Annotated in this window: 15 protein-coding genes and 2 tRNA genes; 5 read left to right on the top strand and 12 right to left on the bottom strand. The window is 43.2% G+C overall.

Translation table 11 applies throughout. The features are described 5' to 3' along the window. Positions 1-120: 120 nt before the first annotated feature. Both galE and DXC04_RS04040 read right to left on the bottom strand, forming a co-directional pair. The gene (gene galE, locus DXC04_RS04045; RefSeq protein ID WP_021861475.1) at positions 121-1,140 is read right to left on the bottom strand and encodes a UDP-glucose 4-epimerase GalE; all 1,020 of its coding nucleotides are present in this window, start codon (positions 1,138-1,140) and stop codon (positions 121-123) included. A 103-nt stretch (positions 1,141-1,243) separates the two neighbouring features. Beyond that, positions 1,244-2,167 carry a sugar phosphate nucleotidyltransferase gene (locus DXC04_RS04040; protein ID WP_117537558.1) on the bottom strand — a complete coding sequence of 308 codons (924 nt, stop codon included), beginning with the start codon at positions 2,165-2,167 and terminating at the stop codon, positions 1,244-1,246. A 357-nt stretch (positions 2,168-2,524) separates the two neighbouring features. On the opposite strand from DXC04_RS04040, the gene gnpA reads away from it, so the two are divergent. Then, positions 2,525-4,687 (top strand): 1,3-beta-galactosyl-N-acetylhexosamine phosphorylase, encoded by a 2,163-nt coding sequence (gene gnpA / locus DXC04_RS04035; RefSeq protein WP_118660057.1) that lies wholly within the window; start codon positions 2,525-2,527, stop codon positions 4,685-4,687. A 321-nt stretch (positions 4,688-5,008) separates the two neighbouring features. Here gnpA and DXC04_RS04030 read toward each other — a convergent pair whose 3' ends face one another. The 5 genes from DXC04_RS04030 to DXC04_RS04010 all read right to left on the bottom strand — a co-directional run bounded on the left by DXC04_RS04030 (position 5,009) and on the right by DXC04_RS04010 (position 11,662). Beyond that, positions 5,009-8,848, bottom strand: a complete 3,840-nt coding sequence (locus DXC04_RS04030; RefSeq protein WP_158580434.1) for a S8 family serine peptidase — start codon at positions 8,846-8,848, stop codon at positions 5,009-5,011. A gap of 330 nt (positions 8,849-9,178) precedes the next feature. After that, positions 9,179-9,691 carry a nitroreductase family protein gene (locus DXC04_RS04025; protein ID WP_118660053.1) on the bottom strand — a complete coding sequence of 171 codons (513 nt, stop codon included), beginning with the start codon at positions 9,689-9,691 and terminating at the stop codon, positions 9,179-9,181. Positions 9,692-9,769: 78 nt separating this feature from the next. Next, complete coding sequence (locus tag DXC04_RS04020; RefSeq protein WP_118660051.1) at positions 9,770-11,254, bottom strand: AAA family ATPase; 1,485 nt, start codon at positions 11,252-11,254, stop codon at positions 9,770-9,772. Between the two features lie 223 nt (positions 11,255-11,477). Next, positions 11,478-11,548, bottom strand: a tRNA-Cys gene (locus tag DXC04_RS04015). A 42-nt stretch (positions 11,549-11,590) separates the two neighbouring features. Continuing rightward, a tRNA-Glu gene (locus tag DXC04_RS04010) sits at positions 11,591-11,662 on the bottom strand. A 175-nt stretch (positions 11,663-11,837) separates the two neighbouring features. On the opposite strand from DXC04_RS04010, the gene DXC04_RS04005 reads away from it, so the two are divergent. Continuing rightward, on the top strand, positions 11,838-14,087 hold the full coding sequence (locus DXC04_RS04005) for a DNA topoisomerase III (protein ID WP_118660049.1): 2,250 nt from the start codon (positions 11,838-11,840) through the stop codon (positions 14,085-14,087). Between the two features lie 20 nt (positions 14,088-14,107). On the opposite strand, the gene DXC04_RS04000 is transcribed toward DXC04_RS04005, so the two are convergent. Beyond that, a complete protein-coding gene (locus DXC04_RS04000; protein ID WP_021859575.1) occupies positions 14,108-15,031 on the bottom strand; it encodes a S66 peptidase family protein in 924 nt (307 codons plus the stop codon). 351 nt (positions 15,032-15,382) lie between these two features. Here DXC04_RS04000 and aroF point away from each other — a divergent pair, with 351 nt between their 5' ends. From aroF to DXC04_RS03985, 3 genes are read left to right on the top strand one after another with little or no spacing between them, the layout of a single operon-like run. Continuing rightward, positions 15,383-16,393, top strand: a complete 1,011-nt coding sequence (gene aroF / locus DXC04_RS03995; protein ID WP_021859576.1) for a 3-deoxy-7-phosphoheptulonate synthase — start codon at positions 15,383-15,385, stop codon at positions 16,391-16,393. An 18-nt stretch (positions 16,394-16,411) separates the two neighbouring features. Then, a complete protein-coding gene (gene aroB / locus DXC04_RS03990; RefSeq protein ID WP_118660047.1) occupies positions 16,412-17,473 on the top strand; it encodes a 3-dehydroquinate synthase in 1,062 nt (353 codons plus the stop codon). Between the two features lie 51 nt (positions 17,474-17,524). Further along, positions 17,525-18,268 carry an SDR family NAD(P)-dependent oxidoreductase gene (locus DXC04_RS03985; RefSeq protein WP_118660045.1) on the top strand — a complete coding sequence of 248 codons (744 nt, stop codon included), beginning with the start codon at positions 17,525-17,527 and terminating at the stop codon, positions 18,266-18,268. Positions 18,269-18,321: 53 nt separating this feature from the next. On the opposite strand, the gene DXC04_RS03980 is transcribed toward DXC04_RS03985, so the two are convergent. The 4 genes from DXC04_RS03980 to DXC04_RS03965 are packed head-to-tail and all read right to left on the bottom strand — an operon-like array spanning position 18,322 to position 21,654. Beyond that, on the bottom strand, positions 18,322-19,197 hold the full coding sequence (locus DXC04_RS03980) for a phosphatidylserine decarboxylase (RefSeq protein ID WP_118660043.1): 876 nt from the start codon (positions 19,195-19,197) through the stop codon (positions 18,322-18,324). Between the two features lie 48 nt (positions 19,198-19,245). Then, positions 19,246-19,914, bottom strand: a complete 669-nt coding sequence (locus DXC04_RS03975) for a CDP-alcohol phosphatidyltransferase family protein (RefSeq protein ID WP_118660041.1) — start codon at positions 19,912-19,914, stop codon at positions 19,246-19,248. 26 nt (positions 19,915-19,940) lie between these two features. After that, entirely contained in the window at positions 19,941-20,999 is a 1,059-nt protein-coding gene (locus DXC04_RS03970; protein WP_118660039.1) for a lysylphosphatidylglycerol synthase transmembrane domain-containing protein, read from the bottom strand. Continuing rightward, positions 20,989-21,654, bottom strand: coding sequence for a phosphatase PAP2 family protein (locus DXC04_RS03965; protein ID WP_118660037.1), 666 nt, complete (start codon positions 21,652-21,654; stop codon positions 20,989-20,991). The genes DXC04_RS03970 and DXC04_RS03965 overlap by 11 nt, the downstream gene beginning before the upstream one ends. Positions 21,655-21,716 lie beyond the last annotated feature (62 nt).

The raw sequence follows: 21,716 nt of genomic DNA, 5'->3' as shown, positions 1-21,716 counted from the left end.
AACATATGGTAACATTATACCACTCCTGCCAGAAAATGAAAAGCAACAAAAAGATCAAAAAATGCGAAGGCTTTTTCATCCTTCGCATTCTCATCTCATATTTATTTTTTTGTTATAAATCTATGCTTCATATCCTTTCGGATTTGCAGACTGCCATCTCCAGGAATCTGCACACATCTCATCCAGACCTCTCTCCGCTTTCCAGCCAAGCACTTTCCATGCCTTCTCCGGATCCGCATAGCACATAGCAATATCTCCGGCTCTGCGAGGCTTGATCTCATACGGAATCTCTTTGCCACATGCCTTTGAAAATGCTTTTACCATATCAAGAACAGAATATCCGACGCCGGTTCCGAGGTTGATCACTTCCAATCCCGGATTTGTAAAAATGTAGTTGATCGCTTTTACATGTCCGATTGCAAGGTCTACAACATGGATGTAATCGCGGACACCGGTTCCGTCCGGTGTGTCGTAATCGTCTCCGAATACACCCAGTTTTTCAAGTTTACCGACTGCAACCTGTGAAATATATGGCATCAAATTGTTCGGGATACCTTTCGGATCTTCTCCGATTCTTCCGCTCTCATGCGCGCCAACCGGATTGAAATAACGAAGCAGGATTACATTCATCTTCGGATTGGCTTTCTGCACATCTGTCATGATCTGCTCCATCATGGATTTAGTCCATCCATACGGATTCGTGCACTGTCCTTTTGGGCAGTCCTCTGTGATCGGCATTGTCTCCGGATTGCCATATACTGTTGCGGAAGAACTGAATACGATATTCTTCACGCCAACCTGCTGCATAACTTCCATTAGCGTCAGTGTACCTGTTATATTATTACGATAGTATTCCAATGGCTTCTGCACAGATTCTCCAACTGCTTTTAATGCTGCGCAATGGATAACCGCATCGATCTTCTCTGCTTCAAACATTGCTTTCAAAGCTTCTGCATCCATTACATCTCCTTCATAAAATGTAATGCTCTTTCCAGTCAGCTCTTCCACTCTCTTCAGTGATTCTCTAGAAGAATTGCAGAGATTATCGTATACAACAACCTCATAACCTTCTTTCAGAAGTTCCAGTGCAGTGTGACTTCCAATATATCCTGCGCCACCTGTTATTAATATCTTTGCCATTTTATTGCCTCCTAATCGTCCTGTGCTCATTTCATTTCCTGCAAAGTATAGCACTTTTCGCCTGTACTCTTCAAGAAATCTGCACATTCCTGCTAATATCCTTTTATTTTTCCCATAAATTCTTAGGATACAACCCTTCCTCTTTCATACGTTTCATCGCCGCAACAACAACCGGTTTATCTTCTTTGTAAGTAACACCGTACCATTTATCCTTTGATTCCAGAACTGCTGCCGTTGCCTTCTCCTCTCCGAGCAGTCTGCTGACAACTGCCGGCAGGAAATATTCACATTTCATCGGATTTTCTTTTAATCCTTCATCCAAAAATGCCGGAAATCCTGCTTTAATCTCACGCAGAATACTCTCTGTAAATCCCCACATATTCATGGAAACAAGTGTATCTGCCGGAACTTCCGTCCAGTTTGCGCCGTCATCTTCTGTATAAGCGATGCCACCATTTCTCTTCTCAATACGGGTTCTCTCGTTGATCGCCTCCAGCTCGCCACTCTCATTTAACGTGCATACACCACGCGCTACATGTCCGTTGTCAGTCACAGTATTTCCAAGATGGTATCCGACCATTGCATAGCGGTATTTCTCATCGTCCGGATGACTGGATAGATAATCGTAGATCAGGCGGAATGCTTCAACGCCATAGTAGTCATCTGCGTTGATGACGGCAAATGGTCCATCAATCTGATCGATGCAGCTTAACACTGCGTGCGCAGTTCCCCATGGTTTCACTCTTCCTTCCGGAACTTCATATCCCTCCGGAATGTTAGAAAGCTCTTGAAATGCATATGAAACTTCCATGTATTCTGACATCCGGTCACCGACTGCTGCCCGGAAACTTTCTTCATTTTCTCTCTTAATAATAAAAATTACCTTTTCAAATCCGGCTCTCTTTGCATCATACATGGAAAAATCCATAATGATATGTCCTTCTTCATCTACCGGGTCAATCTGTTTCAATCCACCATAACGGCTACCCATTCCTGCCGCCATAATGACCAATACTGGTTTGTTCATAAATCTGTACCTCCATATCAATATCAAAAAATCTGATACTATTTCTTATCATAACGAAACGCGCAAAAAAAAGCAATCCCACAACTTGTTTTCCCTACTATTGCGTCCGGGAAATCTGTGGTATACTGATGATATCAGGGTTCCAAAGTCATACGACCACATGAGCTTGCTCATAAGTGGATGTATGACTTTGGAACCCGCCCCGACATGAGCATAAAAGCGGGATTTTAATCCTGCGATATGCGAATGGTGGGGATAGATTGTGAGAGTGCGTAGCACGGAGCAATCTATAGATATCATAGCCGAGAGTTTTAACTATAACATTACCATATTACGCAATATAAGGGGAGATATATTATGTCAAGAACCAGAGGCAGAGTGACTCTGCCAGTCCAATCTATTTTTTCAGAAGATGCGAAAACATTCATCGAGCGTTGGGGCGCTGATGTGCTTCGTCTTGATGGAAACAAAACACCGGATGAACACTCCAAATCTCTGGATGTTAAGATCTGTACAACATACACACCCGTAAAAGGTGACAACGATTTTGCCATGGAGCATATGGATGAATGCCAGCAGGTACTTCTGATGTCCAGACATTTTCTGGCAAAAAATACAACTTTAACAATTGATTTTCTGGACGGATTTTACCGTGAACAATTCGTTGCCGATTATATCCACGATCCGAAGAGATGGTGGGAAGTCATCGACCGCACAGCCGGCAAGACCGTTCCTTCCCACAAATGGGAATACGACCGCATACATGACAATCTGACGATCACAGATGCCATTCCATTTCACGAATATACGGTATCTTTCTTCGTCTTTATCATATGGGATCCGACGCAGATGTACGAGCTTCTCTCAGATGATCTGACAAATGAGCCGCATCACATTCCGATTGATGTACGCCAGCCACTCTCAGCAGCTTATTCCAAAGAACGTTTGAAGAAATGGCTCAGCGAACATTCTCATACCGATATTGTGCGTTTTACTTCTTTCTTCTATCATTATATTTTGATTTTCAACGAAGAAGCAAACGAACAGTATACGAACTGGTTCGGCTATGGCACTACTGTTTCCACACAGGCGCTGGAAACTTTCGAGCAAGAATACGGATATGCCCTGAAGCCGGAAGATCTGGTCGATAACGGATACTTCAACTCTACTTTCCGTGTGCCGACCAAGGCTTACCGGGATTACACTCATTTTATCCAGAGATTCGTATCCCGCCGTGCAAAAGAACTGGTGGACATGGTACATGCAGCTGGCAAACAGGCTTCCATGTTCTTCGGTGAGAGCTGGATCGGAACAGAGCCTTACGGCCCATATTTTCAGGATATCAGCGTAGACTGCATTTCCGGAAATGTATATAACGGAACAACGCTCCGGATGCTCTCTGATATTCCGGGTATCCATGACACAGAGGGACGGCTTCTTCCATATCTGTCCGAAGAGACATTTGAAGATGAGAATCATGCATGTATCACGGCTTCTGCAAACTGGATCGCAGCAAGACGTGCCATGATGCGAAGCCCGCTGGACCGCCTTACTTTTGACGGTGATCCTGGAACTGCCACATCTTCAACCACTTTTGTAAACTACATTGAGAAAATAACCGACGAATACCGTACCATTTACGACAATGTAAAGGGACGCAAACCATACAGCGGACTGAAAGTTGCCGTCCTTAATTCCTGGGGTACACTTCGTTCCTGGCAGGCGTACACCGTCCTTCCGGGACGAAGTTACAAGAAAACCAATCCTTATTTCGGTATTCTAGAAGCACTCAGCGGTTCGCCTGTCGATGTATGCTTTTTAAGCTTTGCGGATATCCGCAGGGACGGTGTGCCGGATGATGTTGATGTGATCATCAATGCCGGAGATGCTGGAACTGCTTTTTCCGGTGGAAGAGAATGGCTGGATGCAGACCTCGTTACGATCATACGAAAATGGGTTTATGACGGCGGCGGATTTATCGGTATCGGAGAACCATCGGCTGTTTTACACGGTGGTCGTTTCTTCCAGCTTGCCGATGTACTCGGTGTAGACCGTGAACTTGGCTTCACCCTTTCGACTGCCAAATACCACATTGTTCCGAGGCTTGCGCATTTTATTACAGATGAGCACTGGGGAGCTTACCAGCTCGGTGAAGGCACACCAGACGTGTACGCACTTACCGGCAGTACAGAGATCATTGATTATTCCAATGATGAAGTCCACATTGCCGCAAATGCATACGGAGACGGACGCGGTGTATATTTCTCTGCACTCGCTAACGATCCGGACAACACAAGACTTCTTCTGCGCGCCTTATATTACGCTTCCCACAAGGAAGATAATTATTACATCTGGAACGCAGACAATATCAACTGCGAAGTCCACGCTTATCCGGAAAGCGGTAAATACGCAATCCTGAACAACTCCGATTCCCCGCAAACAACCGATGTCTACGACGGAAACGGATCCCGCGAAACCATCAACCTCGAACCACGCGAGATCATGTGGAGAATCATGTAATACCAAGGTTTCAGGGATTTTCATCGGTATGAGCTTGCTCATATATAGATGAAATCCCTTGAAACCTGCCCCGTCATGAGCAATACAGCAGGATGCTAATCCTGCGTTTTGCGAATGTCGGGTAGGATTGCGAGAGTGCTCTGCACGCAGCAATCCGATGGTATCACATTAACTCCCTCGAGCACATCTGCAGGATGCTAATCCTGCGTTTTTTTGCGAATGAAACTTCATTATATAAAAAGAACAACTGCTCCACGGAAACTCCACAGAGCAGTTGTTCTTTTATTTTAAATTATTGAAATTCAATGAGTACTCCGGCGCCTACTGGATCTTCACTTTGCAAACAACTTTCTTTCCAGAACCATCTGTTGCTTTAACAGTAATCTTCACCGTCTTACCTTTTCCAGCTTTCAGCGCATGCACTACACCTTTAGAAGATACTGTTGCATATCTCTTGTTGCTGGATGTGTAAGATAACTTCTTATTCACCGCACTCTTCGGTGTGACTTTCACCTGAATCTTTGCTTTCTTTCCGGCTTTTAAAGTCAGCTCTTTGTCTTTCAGTGTCAGTTTGGAAACTGCTTTGCCAAAGCTTGCAGAAGCAGTTGTATTTCCAGTCAGGCGGATCGTTTTAGACGTACCGCTTACTTTCTTACCTGCCACTTTGAAAGATTTCACTGCATAACCTTTATTTGCTTTTGCAGTAAGTCTTACTTTATTTCCCGGAAGGATACCTCTGTTCGCTCCGGAAATCTTACCGGCTTTGGATGCCTTTGCAGTTACTTTTACAAGCCCACTGCCGATTGTTGCCTTGTAACCCTGTCCATCTTCGTCAAAGATGTAAAGTGTACTTCCGACAGTGATAGCGTCGTAATCTATGCATTCTTCATCTTCATCATCGTCATAGTCATAATCATAATCCTCATCATAAACATCCAGATTTGTTATCTGATTATATTTCGTAGAATTATAAGTATCTTTTGCTACATTATAAGTAAATGTATCACCTAATCCAACCATAGGATTACCCACATATACAAGTCCTCCCGCACAGATATTTACACTGACATCATACTTTTTAAATGCTTTACTTCCATTTACGACTTTTGTAACAGCTCCATATGTCGATAAGGTCTTCTTGGATGCTGTCCACTTATTTCCACTTAATATCAAATTAACCGGACAAGTCTGTTTTTCATATTCCACACCGTCCTGTTTTTCACCATACCCAAGTGTATAAACCAGTTTCCCACCGCTCTGCAATGCTTTTCCACCGGCTCTTCCTTCCGGAAGGGATGGTCCCTGACTCCATTTCTTTGTACCCGGATTATAGATGTAAACTTTCTTGCTGCATGCTTTCTGTTGGTAATCATATCCGCCAATTAGATAGATTCTTCCATTATAAGCCGCAAGCGTCCAGTCTTCTGTTTTCATTACTGCTGACGGAAGTGTTCCAATACACTGTACCTTTCCGTTTGAAGTATTAAATGCAAATAATTTATATTCGGAAGAATATGCCGATTCCGTAGTATCGTCATCATCATCGTCGTCATCACCCTCATCTATATCCTCATCTGTACTTCCCTGTACTTCTGAATATGCACCAATGTTGTACAACATTCCATCCGCATAGACAAGATCATTTCCAAATGCAAAATCATATCTGCCCTGACTGCCTGCCTCTTTCTTGAAATATTTTGTCGGCTTTACAACTGTCAGTGGGTATTCATCCACTTCTTCCGGATCAGACTGGTCTAATATATTGATGCTGTCTGAACTAGAATCAGCCATGTAAATATTTCGACCATCTGTTGCCATATTAGATGAACTTTCTACTTCCAGACCTTTTACTTTTTTGTAAGAAGATTTTCCGTCTACCAGATAAATATTCTTCTTTGTTGCCGTCCTTCCATTCCCTGTAACCGCAATAGATGCCACTCGATTCAGCCATGCTTTTCCATCAATAACTACCTGTTTTTCTGTTTTCTTTACAATCTTTGCTGCTTTTGCAGTCGTGCTGCCTTTTTCGGTTACATTTACGCTCAGATCTGTTGCATCCAGCCCACTTCCATTAATCGTAATCTGTCCGTTACTCTGATTTACTTTCACAGTACTGATTCTTGGCGCATTTGCTACTTTTTGTGTATAATCCAACGCGCCTCCGGTTGCTACCTTTCCTTCCAGTACATCTGTTCGTTTCACCTGAGATAATACTGCTGAAATACGTTCCAACGCTGTACTCTTTGGATTCTCTGCTGCTTCCAATGCGACTGCTCCTGTAACAAACGGCGTTGCCATAGATGTTCCACTTTCATATTCATATTTGCCAAAATTGGAAGAAGCAACATTTTCTTTGCTGAGTCCCAGATCATCCAGTGTAATTGTATAATCGCCTTTTTTAGCTGCCATAAGCGATAGAAAGATAGAACGTTCTCCTGTTTTTGGATTTTTTTCTTCCTGTGGTACTTCCAGATGTACCCAATCTTCCATTTCGCCACTAACTGGATAGCCGTTAAAATTATATGCGAGTTCCGAATCTTCACTAATTAAGTCATCTTCACTTACCGGTAAATCACGGTCAGCAGCACATTCTCCAACGATTAACAAACTTCCATTTGAGAAAAGAGACTCGGATGATTTTGGACCGCTTACTTTCGTCATTGCACTAAATTCCGGAAATTCTTTTGTTCCTTCACTTACTGTATATGGAATCCGAACAGAAACCGTCTCACCTGCACTGACACCTTTCAGAGAAATTTTCAAAGATTTTCCTTTTGTTTCTCCCAAATTATCATCACTTAACTCTGCCTTGTACCCGGATTCTTTTTCATTCAATGTACTTGTGATCTGAATATTTTCAGGACTCCAGTCAGCCCATGTACTCTCTCCATTGAAATTTTCAAACTTCTGCGTTACTTCCTTCTGTTTTTCTGCTGAATAAATAGATGGATTATAACAATCCATTGCATAAGTAGAGAGAATATCACTTCCAGGTGCGGCAATATCAACCTTTTCACTTCCATAGTTCGAATAATTGCTGAGCTCACCCTTTTCATTTGTAGCAGCTACACTGATCTTATAAGCGCAATCATCGTTTGCCGGATAAATAGCCGTTTCATCATTATCTGCCGACTCATTTCCTGCTGCACATACAGATACCGCGCCCTTTGCTCCAACCAGATCCATCAGTTTCTTAAAAATGGCGCTCTTTCCTTCTCCGCCCCAAGAATCGTTGATTGCCGCAACATTTACTCCCAGGTTTATAGCTTTGTTAATATAATTATAAGCATCAATCAAATCACTATCGGAACCACTGCCTCTTTCATCTAATGCTTTCAGTGCCATAATCTTCACATTGTGGTTCATACCACTGACACCGACACCATTATCGCCCTTTGCTCCGATAATTCCGGCGCAGTGTGTTCCGTGTCCTTCATCATCCATCGGATCTGTATCAGCATTCGCAAAGTCATATCCATATTCGCCTCTTAACTTCGGCTGGTATGTATTCTCCCACATATTGTCTTTCAGATCTTCATGTGTATAATCTACACCGGTATCTACAACAGCAACGACAACATCATCAGAACCTTTGGTCTTTTCCCATTTCTTCTCTACGTTCGTGGCATTTCCTTCCACGCCGCCATTCTGACCCGTATTTTTAAGTCCCCACTGCTTACTGAAATATGAATCATTTGTCAGCGCATGTACACGGTAGTTTGGCTCTGCTATCTGCACATCACTGTCCGCGGATAATTTCTCAATTAACTTCTTCGTGCTTAATGTCTTCGAAGTAACCAATCCGACTGTAAGTGATGTTGTAGTCGCACTTGACTGTGCAGAAGCCGCACTCTGCGTACTTGCCCTTCCCTTTGATTCTTCTGCTGCATCAAAATTCCATACCTTTGACACGCTGATATCGCTTACATTAAGCGCTCTCTGCGCAGCCGCTTTCGTTGAAATCTTGTTGTCCTTATACAAAACCAGCGCCTGTCCTTCTACATAATCGCCTTTATTCGCGCTCTCTTTCTTGCTAATCTTATCTCCGGTCTTAATCTTCTGATACGCACCCGTCCCGGCTGCTTCCGTTGTTATCGTACTGGTCGCCAGAAATGTGGTCACCATCATGAGCGATAACAATTTTACCGTTCTTTTCTTCATATGATTCCTCCTTTTTCTCCCCTCAGGTTCTATTCTCTCCTCTTCAAACGGGTTATTTACACTCATTATCCTTTATTTTATCAGAAAAATCTTCCATTTTGTGTCTTTTTTGTGAAAATTAAGAATATCTTAACTTTTATCGTTTTATGTATTTGAAACTGTAGAAATAAGTGAATTCTTATAAAGAGTTCTTATTGTGTTCTATAACGGAATGCAAAAGAGACCGGAAAAACAGGGTTTTATCCTAACAGCAAAAATGCCTGTATATAACTACAGGCATTCACAACAAATAAAAATGTAGAAAATCAGGTGTCAATGACATCCATTTTCTTATCTATACGTCACCAGTTCATCCAGACTGATTCGCTCTGTTTTATGACGATCCGGTCCTTTTTCTTCTGTATCCGCATAACCAAGTGCCAGCAGATTGATCGGTTCCAGATTATCCGGAAGTTCGAACTCTTCTCTGACAATCTTTGGATCAAACCAGCATACCCACAAGCTTCCAAGTCCCTGTTCGGTTGCTTCCAGCATCATGTGATCCGTCAGAATCGAAGCATCGATATCTGTCGTCTGCATCTGGTCGTATTTGCGCACCCATGCTTTATCGTGATCGGCGCATACGATAATAACTGTCGGTGCACCATAAAGGCGCGCAGCTTTGTCCAGTTTCGCTCTGCCTTCTTCACTCTGTACCACGATCAGCCGCACCGGCTGCGCATTGGTAGCTGTTGGTGCAACGTGTGCTGCTTCCAGGATTTTCGCCAGCTTCTCCGGCTCTACCTGCTGCTCTTTGTATTTGCGTACTGAAAATCTTTTTTTCATTACATCAAGTAATTCCATTGTCATATCCTCCTGCTATCCGTTCCTGTAATACTGCTCTGCTTTTTATTGCCATATGTAAATATTTATTGCGACAGATTAACCAAGCAGTTCATTTACCATTTCTCTTGTGTATGTGACCGCACCTTTATGCTCCACTTCGATTTGATAAAGTGCATTTGCTGCAATATGCTCTGCTGCCTGCTCCAGATCACGGATACCTGTCGTATCTGCATATTTTTCAATAATCGCATCCAGTGCATCGTCTGTCACGATACACTCTTCTTCTTTCAGGCTCATTCGTTTGAGCACTTTTGGAAGTGAGAATTTTGAGAAAATCACTTTTTTCTCTTCAAATGAGTAATCCGGAATGTCGATCACTGCGAAACGTGACATCAGTGGCGCACTGATCTGTTCTTTGTCATTAGCTGTTGCGATCGGATAAACACCCACAGTCGGCACCATACATTCCATATAGTTGTCTGTAAATCCAAGGTTATCTAACAATGTCAGCAGAACATCTGCCGGGTTGCCGTTGCCTTTTCCGGATGCGGCCTTGTCCAGCTCATTAATAATAAATACAAGATTGGATTCTCCTGCCATTGCAAATGCATCCATAATAATTCCCGGTTTTGCGTTGGAATAGATTCGAGAACTTCCGGTAAGCTGCTCCGGATCGTTGATCGAACTCATATCCAGTGTTGTCCACGGCAGTTTCAGAATTCTTGCTACTGCGTAGGCAATCTGGGATTTACCGGTTCCCGCAGGACCTACCAGCAATAACCCATATGCCGGTAGTGTATGTGTACGATTGATTTGAATGATCGTCTCAATGATACGCTGTTTTACTTTTTCCATTCCATATAATTCTTCATCCAGAATCCGTCTTGCTTCTTCCGGATCGATTGCTTCAAAATAATCGCTCTTCCACTGCACATTCATCATAATAGAAAGTGCTCTCTGTGCATGTCTGCGCTCTTCCGGTGAGACTTCGTGGGATCTTGCAACCGCCAGGTTTCTTCTCGCCCAGAGACGGATATTATCCGGCAGTGTATTTCCGGCACAGTCCATAAAATCAATGATGCTCTGTAAGCTGGTGAGCTTCATGCTGTCACCCATCTCTTCCAGTTCTTCGTCACTGACCTGTGAAGTCGGCGCATCGCTGGCAAGCAGACGCTCAATCATAAACTGTAAAAATCCATCTTCCGCCGAAAGCTTTGTTCCACCGCCGAAAGCAATCTCACGGATCTTGTAAACTGCATAACCTTCTTCTGTATTCTCTCCTGACAGGCGGACATTGATATGATTTTCGCCGAGCCATTTCAGAAGGCTTACAAATCTTGCGTCAATTTTCAGAATGTCCGCACTGACAGTTCCCGTCTCCTGCTGAAATTCAAATGCAGTACGTTTTACCGGATTTGTAAACATTCCAAGGGAATGATGTTCCCATTTTTTCATCTGGTTATCCAGCACCATCATTGGTTTTTCCGGTGTTGCTTCTCCTTCACCGGAGTAAAAAATCGTGTATGTGCACTCCGCTGCTTTCTTGTCATCCGGAGTATTGTTAAAATCAAATACTGGCATAGCGCTCTCCTTTTATATCTTTGTAAATATTTATATTTCTTTTCTTATGTATTACCTTACTTTTATGCATATCCATGCATAATTATAACGTATCTACCGGAGTGCGTCCACCCTTAAAATACTTCTTTTATGTTCACGAAACTTTATCACCTGCAGAAATGCCAATAGATACTTTCTTTCTAACATCAAAAAAGCTTTAGGAATTAACCTAAAGCTTTTTTAGAGGCGCCAACCAGATTTGAACTGGTGATAGAGGTGTTGCAGACCTTTGCCTTACCACTTGGCTATGGCGCCATATTATAGATACTATATATGAAAAAGCCCGAAAGCTCTGAGTGACTCCAACGGGAATCGAACCCGTGTTACCGCCGTGAAAGGGCGATGTCTTAACCGCTTGACCATGGAGCCTTATATAAATCACTATCAAACGTGACCGAAGATTAATATAACACACTCACATACAGATTGCAAGTATTTTTTAACTTTTTTTGCAATTTTTTTTGCAAATATCTGAACAGTTGACACCCCGCCCGAAATCCGCTATGTTGAATAAAAAAACTCTTATTTAAGGAGACTTACATCTATGAAATCACTCGTTTTAGCAGAAAAGCCTTCGGTCGCACGCGATATTGCACGCGTGCTGAAGTGTCATAAAAATCTGCCCGGTGCAATCGAAGGCAATTCCTACGTTGTCACATGGGCGCTCGGGCACCTGGTCACACTGGCTGATCCGGAAAGCTACGATAAAAAATTCAAAGAATGGAATATGTCTGTCCTGCCAATGATTCCGAAGAAATGGGATCTTGTCGTCATAAAACAGACTTCTAAACAATACCAGCATGTAAAAACACAACTATTCCGGAAGGACATTTCAGAAATCATTATCGCAACCGATGCCGGTCGCGAGGGCGAGCTGGTCGCACGTTGGATTCTGGATATGTCCGGCTGCCGCAAACCGATCAAGAGGCTCTGGATTTCTTCTGTCACGGACAAAGCGATCCGGGAAGGATTCCAGAATTTAAAAGACGGCAGAAAATATAACAATCTTTATTATGCAGCAAGAAGCCGCTCCGAAGCGGACTGGCTTGTCGGCATCAACGCAACCCGTGCCTTAACCTGTAAATACAATGCGCAGCTCTCCTGCGGACGTGTCCAGACACCGACGCTTGCTATGATCGCCGCAAGAGAGACGGAGATCCGCTCTTTCAAACCACAGGATTATTATGGTATGACTCTGCAGGCAGGCGGAATTACCTGGACATGGCAGAGTGAAAAATCCAAAAGCACCCGTTCTTTTCACAAAGAACATCTGGAACAATTACGTGAAGCACTGACAAAAAACCGCACAGCCGATGTAACCTCACAAACCAACTCCGCAAACCGGCAGTCTTTACAGATTACAGATGTGCACAAAACAAAGAAAAAAACATTTTCACCAGGTCTCTATGATCTGACCGAATTACAGCGGGATGCCAACCGCCGTTTTGGTTTCTCCGCAAAAGAGACGCTGAACATTATGCAGCGCCTGTATGAAAATCATAAAGTACTGACTTATCCGCGGACAGACAGCCGCTATATTAGCTCGGATGTTGTTCCGACGATCAAAGAGCGTCTGAAAGCTATCAACTTCGGTCCGTATAAAGCCTTTGTTCCAACACTTTTAAAAGCTCCGATCCACACAAGCAAATCTTTTGTCGATGACAGGAAGGTCAGCGATCACCATGCGATCATTCCAACAGAGGAATTTGTCCAGCTGGATCATATGACAAATGAAGAGCGAAAAATCTATGACCTCGTCGTGCGCCGTTTTATCAGTGTCCTTTATCCTGCTTATGAGTATGAGCAGACTTCCCTCAAGGGAACTGCCGCCGGTCAGTCATTTTCTTCCAAAGGAAATAAAATCCTTACTCCCGGTTGGAAAGCGGTGTATGAGAATGACAGCAATGCACATTGGGAGGACGATTTCGATAGTGAAACGCACAATTTTTCCGTATCCGGGCAGAATCTTTCAGAGCTTAAAAAAGGAGAATATCTTACAATTGACCGCGCCACTCTGACTTCCGGCAAAACAAAACCTCCGGCAAGATTTACCGAAGCCACACTACTTAGTGCAATGGAAAATCCCGTCAAATATATGGAATCAAAAGACGCTGCTGCCCGCAAAACACTTGGCGAAACCGGCGGACTCGGAACCGTTGCGACAAGAGCTGATATTATAGAGAAATTATTCCACACATTTTTGATAGAAAAAAAGGGACAGGAAATCTTGATCACTTCCAAAGGAAAGCAACTGCTTGAACTGGTTCCGGAAGATCTGAAAAAGCCGGAGCTTACCGCCTCCTGGGAGATGGAATTGTCCCACATCGCGAAAGGCACACAGAAAGAGCAGGTTTTCCTGCATGATATTCAGGATTACACCCGATCTCTGATCCAGGATATCAAAACAGCGGACGGCACCTTTAAGCATGATAATCTTACCAATCATAAATGCCCACGTTGCGGAAAGCGCATGCTTGCCGTGAACGGCAAAAACGCAAGACTTCTCGTCTGCCAGGACCGCGAATGCGGCTACCGCGAGACAATCGCACGCACAAGCAATGCCCGCTGTCCGAACTGCCATAAGAAAATGGAGCTTATCAAGAAAGGAGATACGGAGACATTTGTATGCTCCTGCGGACACAAAGAAAAACTGGAAGCATTTAAAGCAAGACGCCAGAAAGAAGGCGCAGGTGTTTCCAAAAAAGATGTCCGCAAATATCTGAACAAACAAAAAGAAGAACCTGTCAACAATGCCTTTGCACAGGCATTGTCCGGGATCAAATTAGATAATTAAACCATGTATCCGGGCAGTTCTTATATTGCCCGGAACTGTACACCGTATTCCTCCACTGCCTCTATGCGCACCTGTGCGTGCAATGGCAGTGTCATGGAATCTCCGATATGCCCGGCCCTCACTCCATAGATGACCGGGCATTTTACATCTTCAAGTACCTCTTTCACCGCTTCCAGTGCTGTTCCCGGACGGTCTTTCGTATCACAACCACTCAGATCTCCGACAATGATTCCTTTTACTTCTTCAAATTTTCCTGCCATCTTAAGCTGCGTCAGCATGCCATGCAGCCTGTATGGCTTCTCGCCTATTTCTTCAAAAAACAGGATTTTCTCACGCGTATTCACTTCATAAGGCGTTCCGGTAAGCCGGCTTAATAGTGTCAGATTGCCACCTGTCAGAATTCCTTCGCCAATTCCTTCTTTATATATATGAAAAGGTTCTCCGTTAAAATTAGAAAACGCTTTTCCTCTGACCGGTGTCGTCACACTCTGATATACCGCTTCTTTGGCATCTTCTGTTATCGTCCTCGTCCTTCCATAAACTGCACCTCCGTGAAATGTTACCAGCCCGGTCTTCTGCCCGATTGCAAGATGCAGCGCTGTAATATCACTGAATCCGGTAAATACAGGCTTTCTTTCCCGGATCATTTCATAATCCAGATAATCAAGAAGTGTCATGGTGCCATAACCGCCCCAGATGCACATAACTGCTTTATTTTCTTCATCAGCAAATACTTTATTTAATTTTGCCGCGCGCTCTTTCGGTGTTCCCCTTTTAAATGCCATCTCCGGTGCACAGATCACTTGAAAACCTCTCCCTTTCCAATAACTGCTGACCGCTTCGATGGCTTCCTCTGTGTATGCATTTGCCGGATCGATCAGACAGATCTGATTACCCGCCTTCAACGGCTTTGGATAAAGGATTCTTTTTTTTATTTCTTCCATATTTATACCTCTTTTTCTGTCACTAATGATCGCCTTCATATTCATTATATCGGCTAATTTTTCATTTGACAATTCAGTTCACTGATACCTTGCGCCATAATATTCGTAACTCTTGTTTAACGTTTTGTTACTCCTCCTAAAAACAGAGGTGTTTATACTTAAAATACACATTTTTATACAGTAAATCTACAAATATTTCAGCACCTGCTAAGCACTAACAGAGAAAAATCCACGCTTTCTGCGAAAATGGGCTAAAAAGGTTGACAAACATAGGCTTCCGCGTTAAGATAAGTGTAGTTTCGCACTTTAAACAGCTAAAATTTTACAGTGCGAATATGGAGGAGAACGCTTATGATTATTGTATTAAAACAACACTCCGGTCAGAAAGAAATTGACCGCGTAGAGAATCTGATCAAAACAAAAGGTCTGGACACCCATATTGTAAAAGGTGCGGGTCAGACAATCATCGGCTGTATCGGTGATACAAGCCGTATCGATGCAAAGCTTTTCGAAGTAAACCCATACGTTGACAAAGTTATCCATGTACAGGAGCCTTACAAACTGGCAAACCGTGCTTTCCACCCGGAAGACACTGTTGTAGATGTATCTGGTGTGAAAGTTGGAAGCGGCAACATGGCTTACATCGCAGGGCCTTGCTCCGTTGAGACTTACGAGCAGGTATTATCCATTGCAAAGGATATCAAAGCTGCCGGAGCGAATATGTTACGAGGCGGTGCATTCAAACCTAGAACAAGCCCGTATTCTTTCCAGGGACTTGGACCGGAAGGTCTTGACATCTTATGCGCAGTAAAAGAAGAAGTCGGACTTCCGATCGTTACAGAACTGATGTCTCCGGAATATCTGGATGTCTTCAACGAGAAAGTAGATCTGATCCAGATCGGCGCAAGAAATATGCAGAACTTTGATCTGTTAAAACAGCTCGGTCAGGTTGACCGCCCGATCCTCTTAAAGAGAGGTCTGAATGCGACATATGAAGAATGGATAATGTCCGCAGAGTATATTATGGCTTCCGGTAATGAGAATGTCATTCTGTGCGAACGTGGTATCCGTACTTTTGAAACATATACAAGAAATACACTGGATCTGCAGAGCGTTCCTGTACTGCGGAAGCTGACACACCTCCCGGTTATCATCGATCCAAGCCATGCCGGTGGAAAATGGTGGCTCGTAGATTCTATGGCAAAAGCATCTGTTGCAGCCGGTGCTGACGGACTGATGATCGAAGTACATAATAATCCGGAAGCTGCTCTCTGCGATGGAGCACAGTCCTTAAAACCAGAAAAATACAGTGAACTGCTGAAAGATGTAAAACAGATTGCTGACATCATTCACAGACAATAGAACAGGAGTAAAGCTACAATGAAACTAACCGTTAATCTTGAAAAAAACAGTTATCCAATCTATATCGAGAATCACATTCTTGCAGATGCCGGAACTTATATTAAGGAAGTCTTTCATGGCAGAAAGATCATGATCGTCTCTGACGATAACGTCTATCCGATCTACGGAGATGCATTGTCGGAAGTACTGGAAGCTAACTTTGAAGTCTTTCATCTTGTGCTTCCGCATGGAGAGGCCACGAAGAAATTTGAGTCTCTTCCTCTGATCTATGACGCATTGCTTCAGACACGATTTTCCCGCAGCGATCTTCTGATCGCTCTGGGCGGCGGCGTGATTGGTGATCTGGCAGGATTTGCAGCGGCAAGTTTCTTACGTGGAATCAAACTGGTACAGATTCCAACTTCCCTGCTTGCGCAGGTTGACTCTTCCGTTGGCGGAAAAGTTGCTGTTGATCTGCCGCAGGGCAAGAATCTGGTTGGTGCATTTTATCAGCCTTCCCTCGTCCTGATAGATCCGGAAGTATTACAGACACTGCCGGACCATTTCATTCACGATGGCATGGGCGAAGTGATCAAATATGGATGCATCCAGGATCCGGAATTATTTTCCCTTCTGGAAACACATACTTCCTTTGCCGACTTAAAGGACGAACTTGGCAATATCATTTACCGTTGTGTAGACTGCAAACGTGTTGTAGTCGAAGAAGATCAGTTTGACACAGGAAGCCGTATGCTCCTGAATTTCGGACATACGCTGGCACATACGATCGAACAGTATTATCATTATGAGCGTGAGAGCCATGGTGAAGCGGTTGCGATCGGTATGTATCAACTGACGAAACTCGCAGAAGAGAAAGGTCTTACACCGGACGGAACCTCTATACGGATCCAGGATCTGCTTACAATCTACGGACTTCCTTCTTCCTGCGGTGTTGCTCTTGGCGCTTTGACAGAAGCCATTGCACTGGATAAGAAGAATCTGAACAATCACTTGAATCTGATTCTCCTCCATGGGATCGGCGACAGTTATATCTATCCGGCTGCTTTGGATTTCTTTGACGATACTGAACGAATTGTTTAGGTAAATGATTGATTATATATTGATAACTACTTATTTTTGGAGGCTGAATAAATGAAATTAGAAGGTAAAATTGCAATTGTAACAGGTGCCGGAAAGGGCATCGGAAGAGAAGCGGCTCTCGCGATTGCCGCAGAAGGCGCAACTGTTGTCTGTGTCGCAAGAACGCAGGCAAACCTGGATGAGACGGTACAGATGATCGAAGAAAAAGGAGGAAAAGCTACTTCCCTTTCCCGTGATCTGACAGATGCAGCACAGGTACAGTCCATGGTTGATGCTATTGTAGAACAATTTGGACGCATTGACATCCTGATCAATAATGCCGGTGGATACCCATCTGAGATTTATGAAAAAGTCGGACATCAGGCAATCAAGATCTGGGAGTGGAGCGAAGAGCAGTGGGATCAGATCATCAAGTCAAATCTGAAGATTCCGTTCCTCTGCATCAACAAAGTGGTGCCGGTTATGATCAAACAGCACAGTGGTGACATCGTAAGTGTTTCTTCCCGCATGGGACGTATCGCTTCCCAGATGGGTGGCTACGCAGTAGCAAAAGGCGGTATCGTGACACTGACAAAGACAACCGCAATCCAGACAAAAGAATATGGCATTAAAGTCAATGCTGTTGCCCCTGGTATGGTAGATACACCGGGACAGCGGGTATACAACCACAATGTCGGTCAGGACAATGCTGTTATGGACAGTGCTGCAGATGTAGCAAAAGGTATTATCTACCTTTTATGCGACTCACCGAAAGTCATGACCGGACAGGTGATCGATATGTTTACCACACTTTAATTTAAGGCAAATCTTCATTATATGAATTTTCCTCAAAAGAATAGGAACGGCAATTACTTTGCCGTTCCTATTCTTTCGCCCATCTTTACGATAGTTTCATATCCTTCTTCTGTATTACGGATGAGATCGCTATCCAGCACTGCTGCATCCTTTTGCAATAACAGGATAATCGTCGACCCACCAAACTCAAACTTTCCTTTTTCCTGCCCCTTACGGACTGTTCCTGCTTCTTCATAGTTTGTGATCCGTCCAACCATAAGAGCGCCGACTTCCATCATTAAAATCGTCTTAAACCGCTTTGTCTTAAGCAGGCTGTACTCTCTTGTATTCTCTTTGTAAATCGGATACACATCATTGGCTACCGGATTCACCGTATGAAATACTCCCTGAATATGATAATTCTGGGATTTCTCTCCGTCTGCCACGTAACAATATCTGTGATAATCATCCACTGTCAGACGGAACACAAGCGCCATGCCGCCCTCATACTGCTTTGCCAGTTTGCCGGATCTCAGAAGTGATGAGGTTGTATAAAGTGTATCCTTGATCCGGAATGTATTCTCTCTACCTGCTATATCACTGATCGGATATACACTTAATTTCCCATCGCAAGGACTGATCAACGTCTTTTCATCTCCCTGTGGTATGCGTGCTTCTTCTCTTAATTTTCTTGTAAAGAAATCATTATATGAACGAAACTTTGTCTTCTCACACATAGACAAGTCAATATTGTTCTTTTTTACAAACGGACGGATGCCGATCTTGGATATGAAACTGTCCAGAACATATCCGCCAAGCCTGCTCACCCACGGACGGATCATAATCCGGATAATAGCTCTTCCAAATGCATTTCCATATAAATGTTTTAAAAACTGATCCTGTCCGGTCTCAACACCGACATCTCTGCCTTCCCGGTCTCTGTATTTCATTTGTGTTCTCCTCATATCCTGCCGTCTTCTGATCTCTTATGTAACCTTTTATCTTCCGCAAAGCCATGGCCAGTTCATCTGCATATTTATTTTGTACTTTGTAAATATCATCATAATGATCACTGCCGCGCCAACGATCAGCACAAGAAGTGCAAGTGTTTTATTACCTGGTTTTTTTAATTTAAAGTCTACAACAAATAACAGTCCGACAATAAACAGTGCCAGATGCAGGCAGATACGGAAAACAAAATCCGGTACAAAAAACTGGATCATGAATACCAATGGCAATACAATTGCCATGGATGTGATCGGCAATCCCTTATAGAACTTCTCTCCGCTCTCTGTTACCAGTGCCTGTTTTGCTTCCATTACATTAAAATAAGCAAGCCGGATCACCGAATTGATACAATAAAATGCAATTAAAAGCAGACCAATTGGTCCACGTACTCCCAGCAGATAACAAATCATTGCCGGAAAGATTCCGAAACAGACTACATCACACAGTGAATCAATCTGGATACCAAAAGCTTTCTCATCATCTGTACGGTCTTTCTTAGAACGCGCAACTTTGCCGTCAAACATATCGCAAAGCCCGGATAATGCAAGGCAGAAAATCGCGATCTTAAAATGTCCGTGTATTGCCTGTGTCATTCCAAAAACGGAAGAGCAAAGACTCATATAAGTCAGCACAACCGTATAATTATAAATTCCTATCATTTTTTCCCTCTTTTCTTTCCGCTGAATTAGCCAGCCTGTTGTTCACAAGTTTCTGTTGTCTCTTCCCGCCCTCGTCCTATCCGAACATGCGCAACCAATGTCAGTGTTGCGCTGAAGAGAAGTTGTACATAAAACGCAATTCCTCTGCTCAGTACCATTCCCGGTAACAGAAGTCCTGCTGTAAATACTGTTTTAAAAATAATCAGGAACAGATTCTCACTAATTCCCATTCCTCCCGGAAGTGGGAGCATATCCACTGATACAGATACGACTGCCTGCAGCATCACTACATCATATATGCTCGTTCCGTGCAGTCCGAAAGCTTTGTATACAAACCATGTTACAAAAAATAATGAAAATCTCTGAAAAAATGTAATCAGTATAACATTAAAGATCACTTTCTTATGCGTTCCGAAATAAGCCGCCGTAGCCTTATACTGTTCCATAGAATCTGCAAGCTTTTTCGTTCTCTTTTCCTTATGTTTCATAAGCCGGCTCTTTTCCAGAAGCCTGAGACCTTTCATCATGATCCATTTGGCAAGCTCCGGATGAAATGCCAGAATCGACATTGCAACACAACAGCCTACATTTAATGCAACTCCCAGATAAAAAATCGGCAGTATTCCTTCCAGATATCTGTGAACAAATCCTCTCTGGAAAAATGCAACGAACAGACCAACAAATACCAGTACAGATTTGTATGTAATCGTAACGATCATCAGTACAAGCGTTGCTACCGGAATCGGTATTTTATTCTTTCTCATATAATAGATCTGCATCGGCTGTCCGCCGCTTGCAGACGGTGTCACCGCACTAAAGAAGAAACCTACACAGGAATATAAAAAACACGTCCGTTTCTTTTCATGAATATCCAGTGTACCGAACATATACCAGATAATGATCGATTCCCCCCAGATAAACAGGATTACACCTGCTGTTCCCGGTATCAGATACCACGGATTCACTTCACCGATCGTCCTGAGCACCGCCGGAAGATCTTCACCATGGAATACACTGTAAAGTGTTAATGCGAAAATCAAAACCAGAAAAATGGTATTCGCAATACTTTTCTTCTTATTTAACAATCTTTTTCCCCTTTTCCCGGCTTCGCCGCTCCATAATCTTACCGGAAATCCGGTAACAGATCTCTGCTACAGCAATGCCTCCAAAAACATCCACAATATAATGCTGCTTTGTTACCTGCGTTGATACACAGACTAAAATTGCAAATACAAGACTGAACCTCTGATACCACTTCGGTATCTGCTTCTGTCCACGGATTCCGATATAACAGAACCAGCTTACCAGACAATGAATTGACGGAAACAATCTGGTCGGATCATCTATCTGATACACCCATCTTAACATCTGGCTGAAAATATCTGTTCCATTCACTACCGGACGCACATTCGTTGTCGGCATTACAATATAAAAGAAACCACATACAAGTCTTGACATAACATCCGCCAGAATAAAACGATAACAGTGGCTTCTGTCCATTCTGGTAATCATAATATAATTTACGATCCAGAATAAATAACATCCGATATAAATGACTGAAAATGCCGGAATCACCGGAACCATTCTGTCAACCGGTAAGGTCAGATCATAAAAATTGCGGTGTTCCGTCAGCTTATCTGTTCCTATATAAACTGTGAAATTCACGGCTACACAGATCAGCAGCGGAAGTATTGCATAAGAAGATATCATTTTTTTCTTCTGTGTCGTGTCTTTCTTCATAATGCACCTCTTTTCACCGTATGTTGTTCATTATAGCAGACTTTTTCCTGCTTGTGCACATT

This window comes from Dorea sp. OM07-5, assembly GCF_003481355.1.
GTDB lineage: Bacteria > Bacillota > Clostridia > Lachnospirales > Lachnospiraceae > Dorea_D > Dorea_D hominis.
This window is presented reverse-complemented; position numbering and strand designations above follow the sequence as displayed.

Bases quoted from the DNA above. Each gene is read 5' to 3' on its own strand.
- DXC04_RS03980 (WP_118660043.1), bottom strand. From the start codon at position 19,197: ATGAAATACAGAGACCGGGAAGGCAGAGATGTCGGTGTTGAGACCGGA.
- DXC04_RS04000 (WP_021859575.1), bottom strand. From the start codon at position 15,031: ATGGAAGAAATAAAAAAAAGAATCCTTTATCCAAAGCCGTTGAAGGCG.
- aroB (WP_118660047.1), top strand. From the start codon at position 16,412: ATGAAACTAACCGTTAATCTTGAAAAAAACAGTTATCCAATCTATATC.
- DXC04_RS03985 (WP_118660045.1), top strand. From the start codon at position 17,525: ATGAAATTAGAAGGTAAAATTGCAATTGTAACAGGTGCCGGAAAGGGC.
- DXC04_RS04030 (WP_158580434.1), bottom strand. From the start codon at position 8,848: ATGAAGAAAAGAACGGTAAAATTGTTATCGCTCATGATGGTGACCACA.
- DXC04_RS04005 (WP_118660049.1), top strand. From the start codon at position 11,838: ATGAAATCACTCGTTTTAGCAGAAAAGCCTTCGGTCGCACGCGATATT.
- aroF (WP_021859576.1), top strand. From the start codon at position 15,383: ATGATTATTGTATTAAAACAACACTCCGGTCAGAAAGAAATTGACCGC.
- DXC04_RS04020 (WP_118660051.1), bottom strand. From the start codon at position 11,254: ATGCCAGTATTTGATTTTAACAATACTCCGGATGACAAGAAAGCAGCG.
- galE (WP_021861475.1), bottom strand. From the start codon at position 1,140: ATGGCAAAGATATTAATAACAGGTGGCGCAGGATATATTGGAAGTCAC.
- DXC04_RS04040 (WP_117537558.1), bottom strand. From the start codon at position 2,167: ATGAACAAACCAGTATTGGTCATTATGGCGGCAGGAATGGGTAGCCGT.
- gnpA (WP_118660057.1), top strand. From the start codon at position 2,525: ATGTCAAGAACCAGAGGCAGAGTGACTCTGCCAGTCCAATCTATTTTT.
- DXC04_RS04025 (WP_118660053.1), bottom strand. From the start codon at position 9,691: ATGGAATTACTTGATGTAATGAAAAAAAGATTTTCAGTACGCAAATAC.
- DXC04_RS03975 (WP_118660041.1), bottom strand. From the start codon at position 19,914: ATGATAGGAATTTATAATTATACGGTTGTGCTGACTTATATGAGTCTT.
- DXC04_RS03965 (WP_118660037.1), bottom strand. From the start codon at position 21,654: ATGAAGAAAGACACGACACAGAAGAAAAAAATGATATCTTCTTATGCA.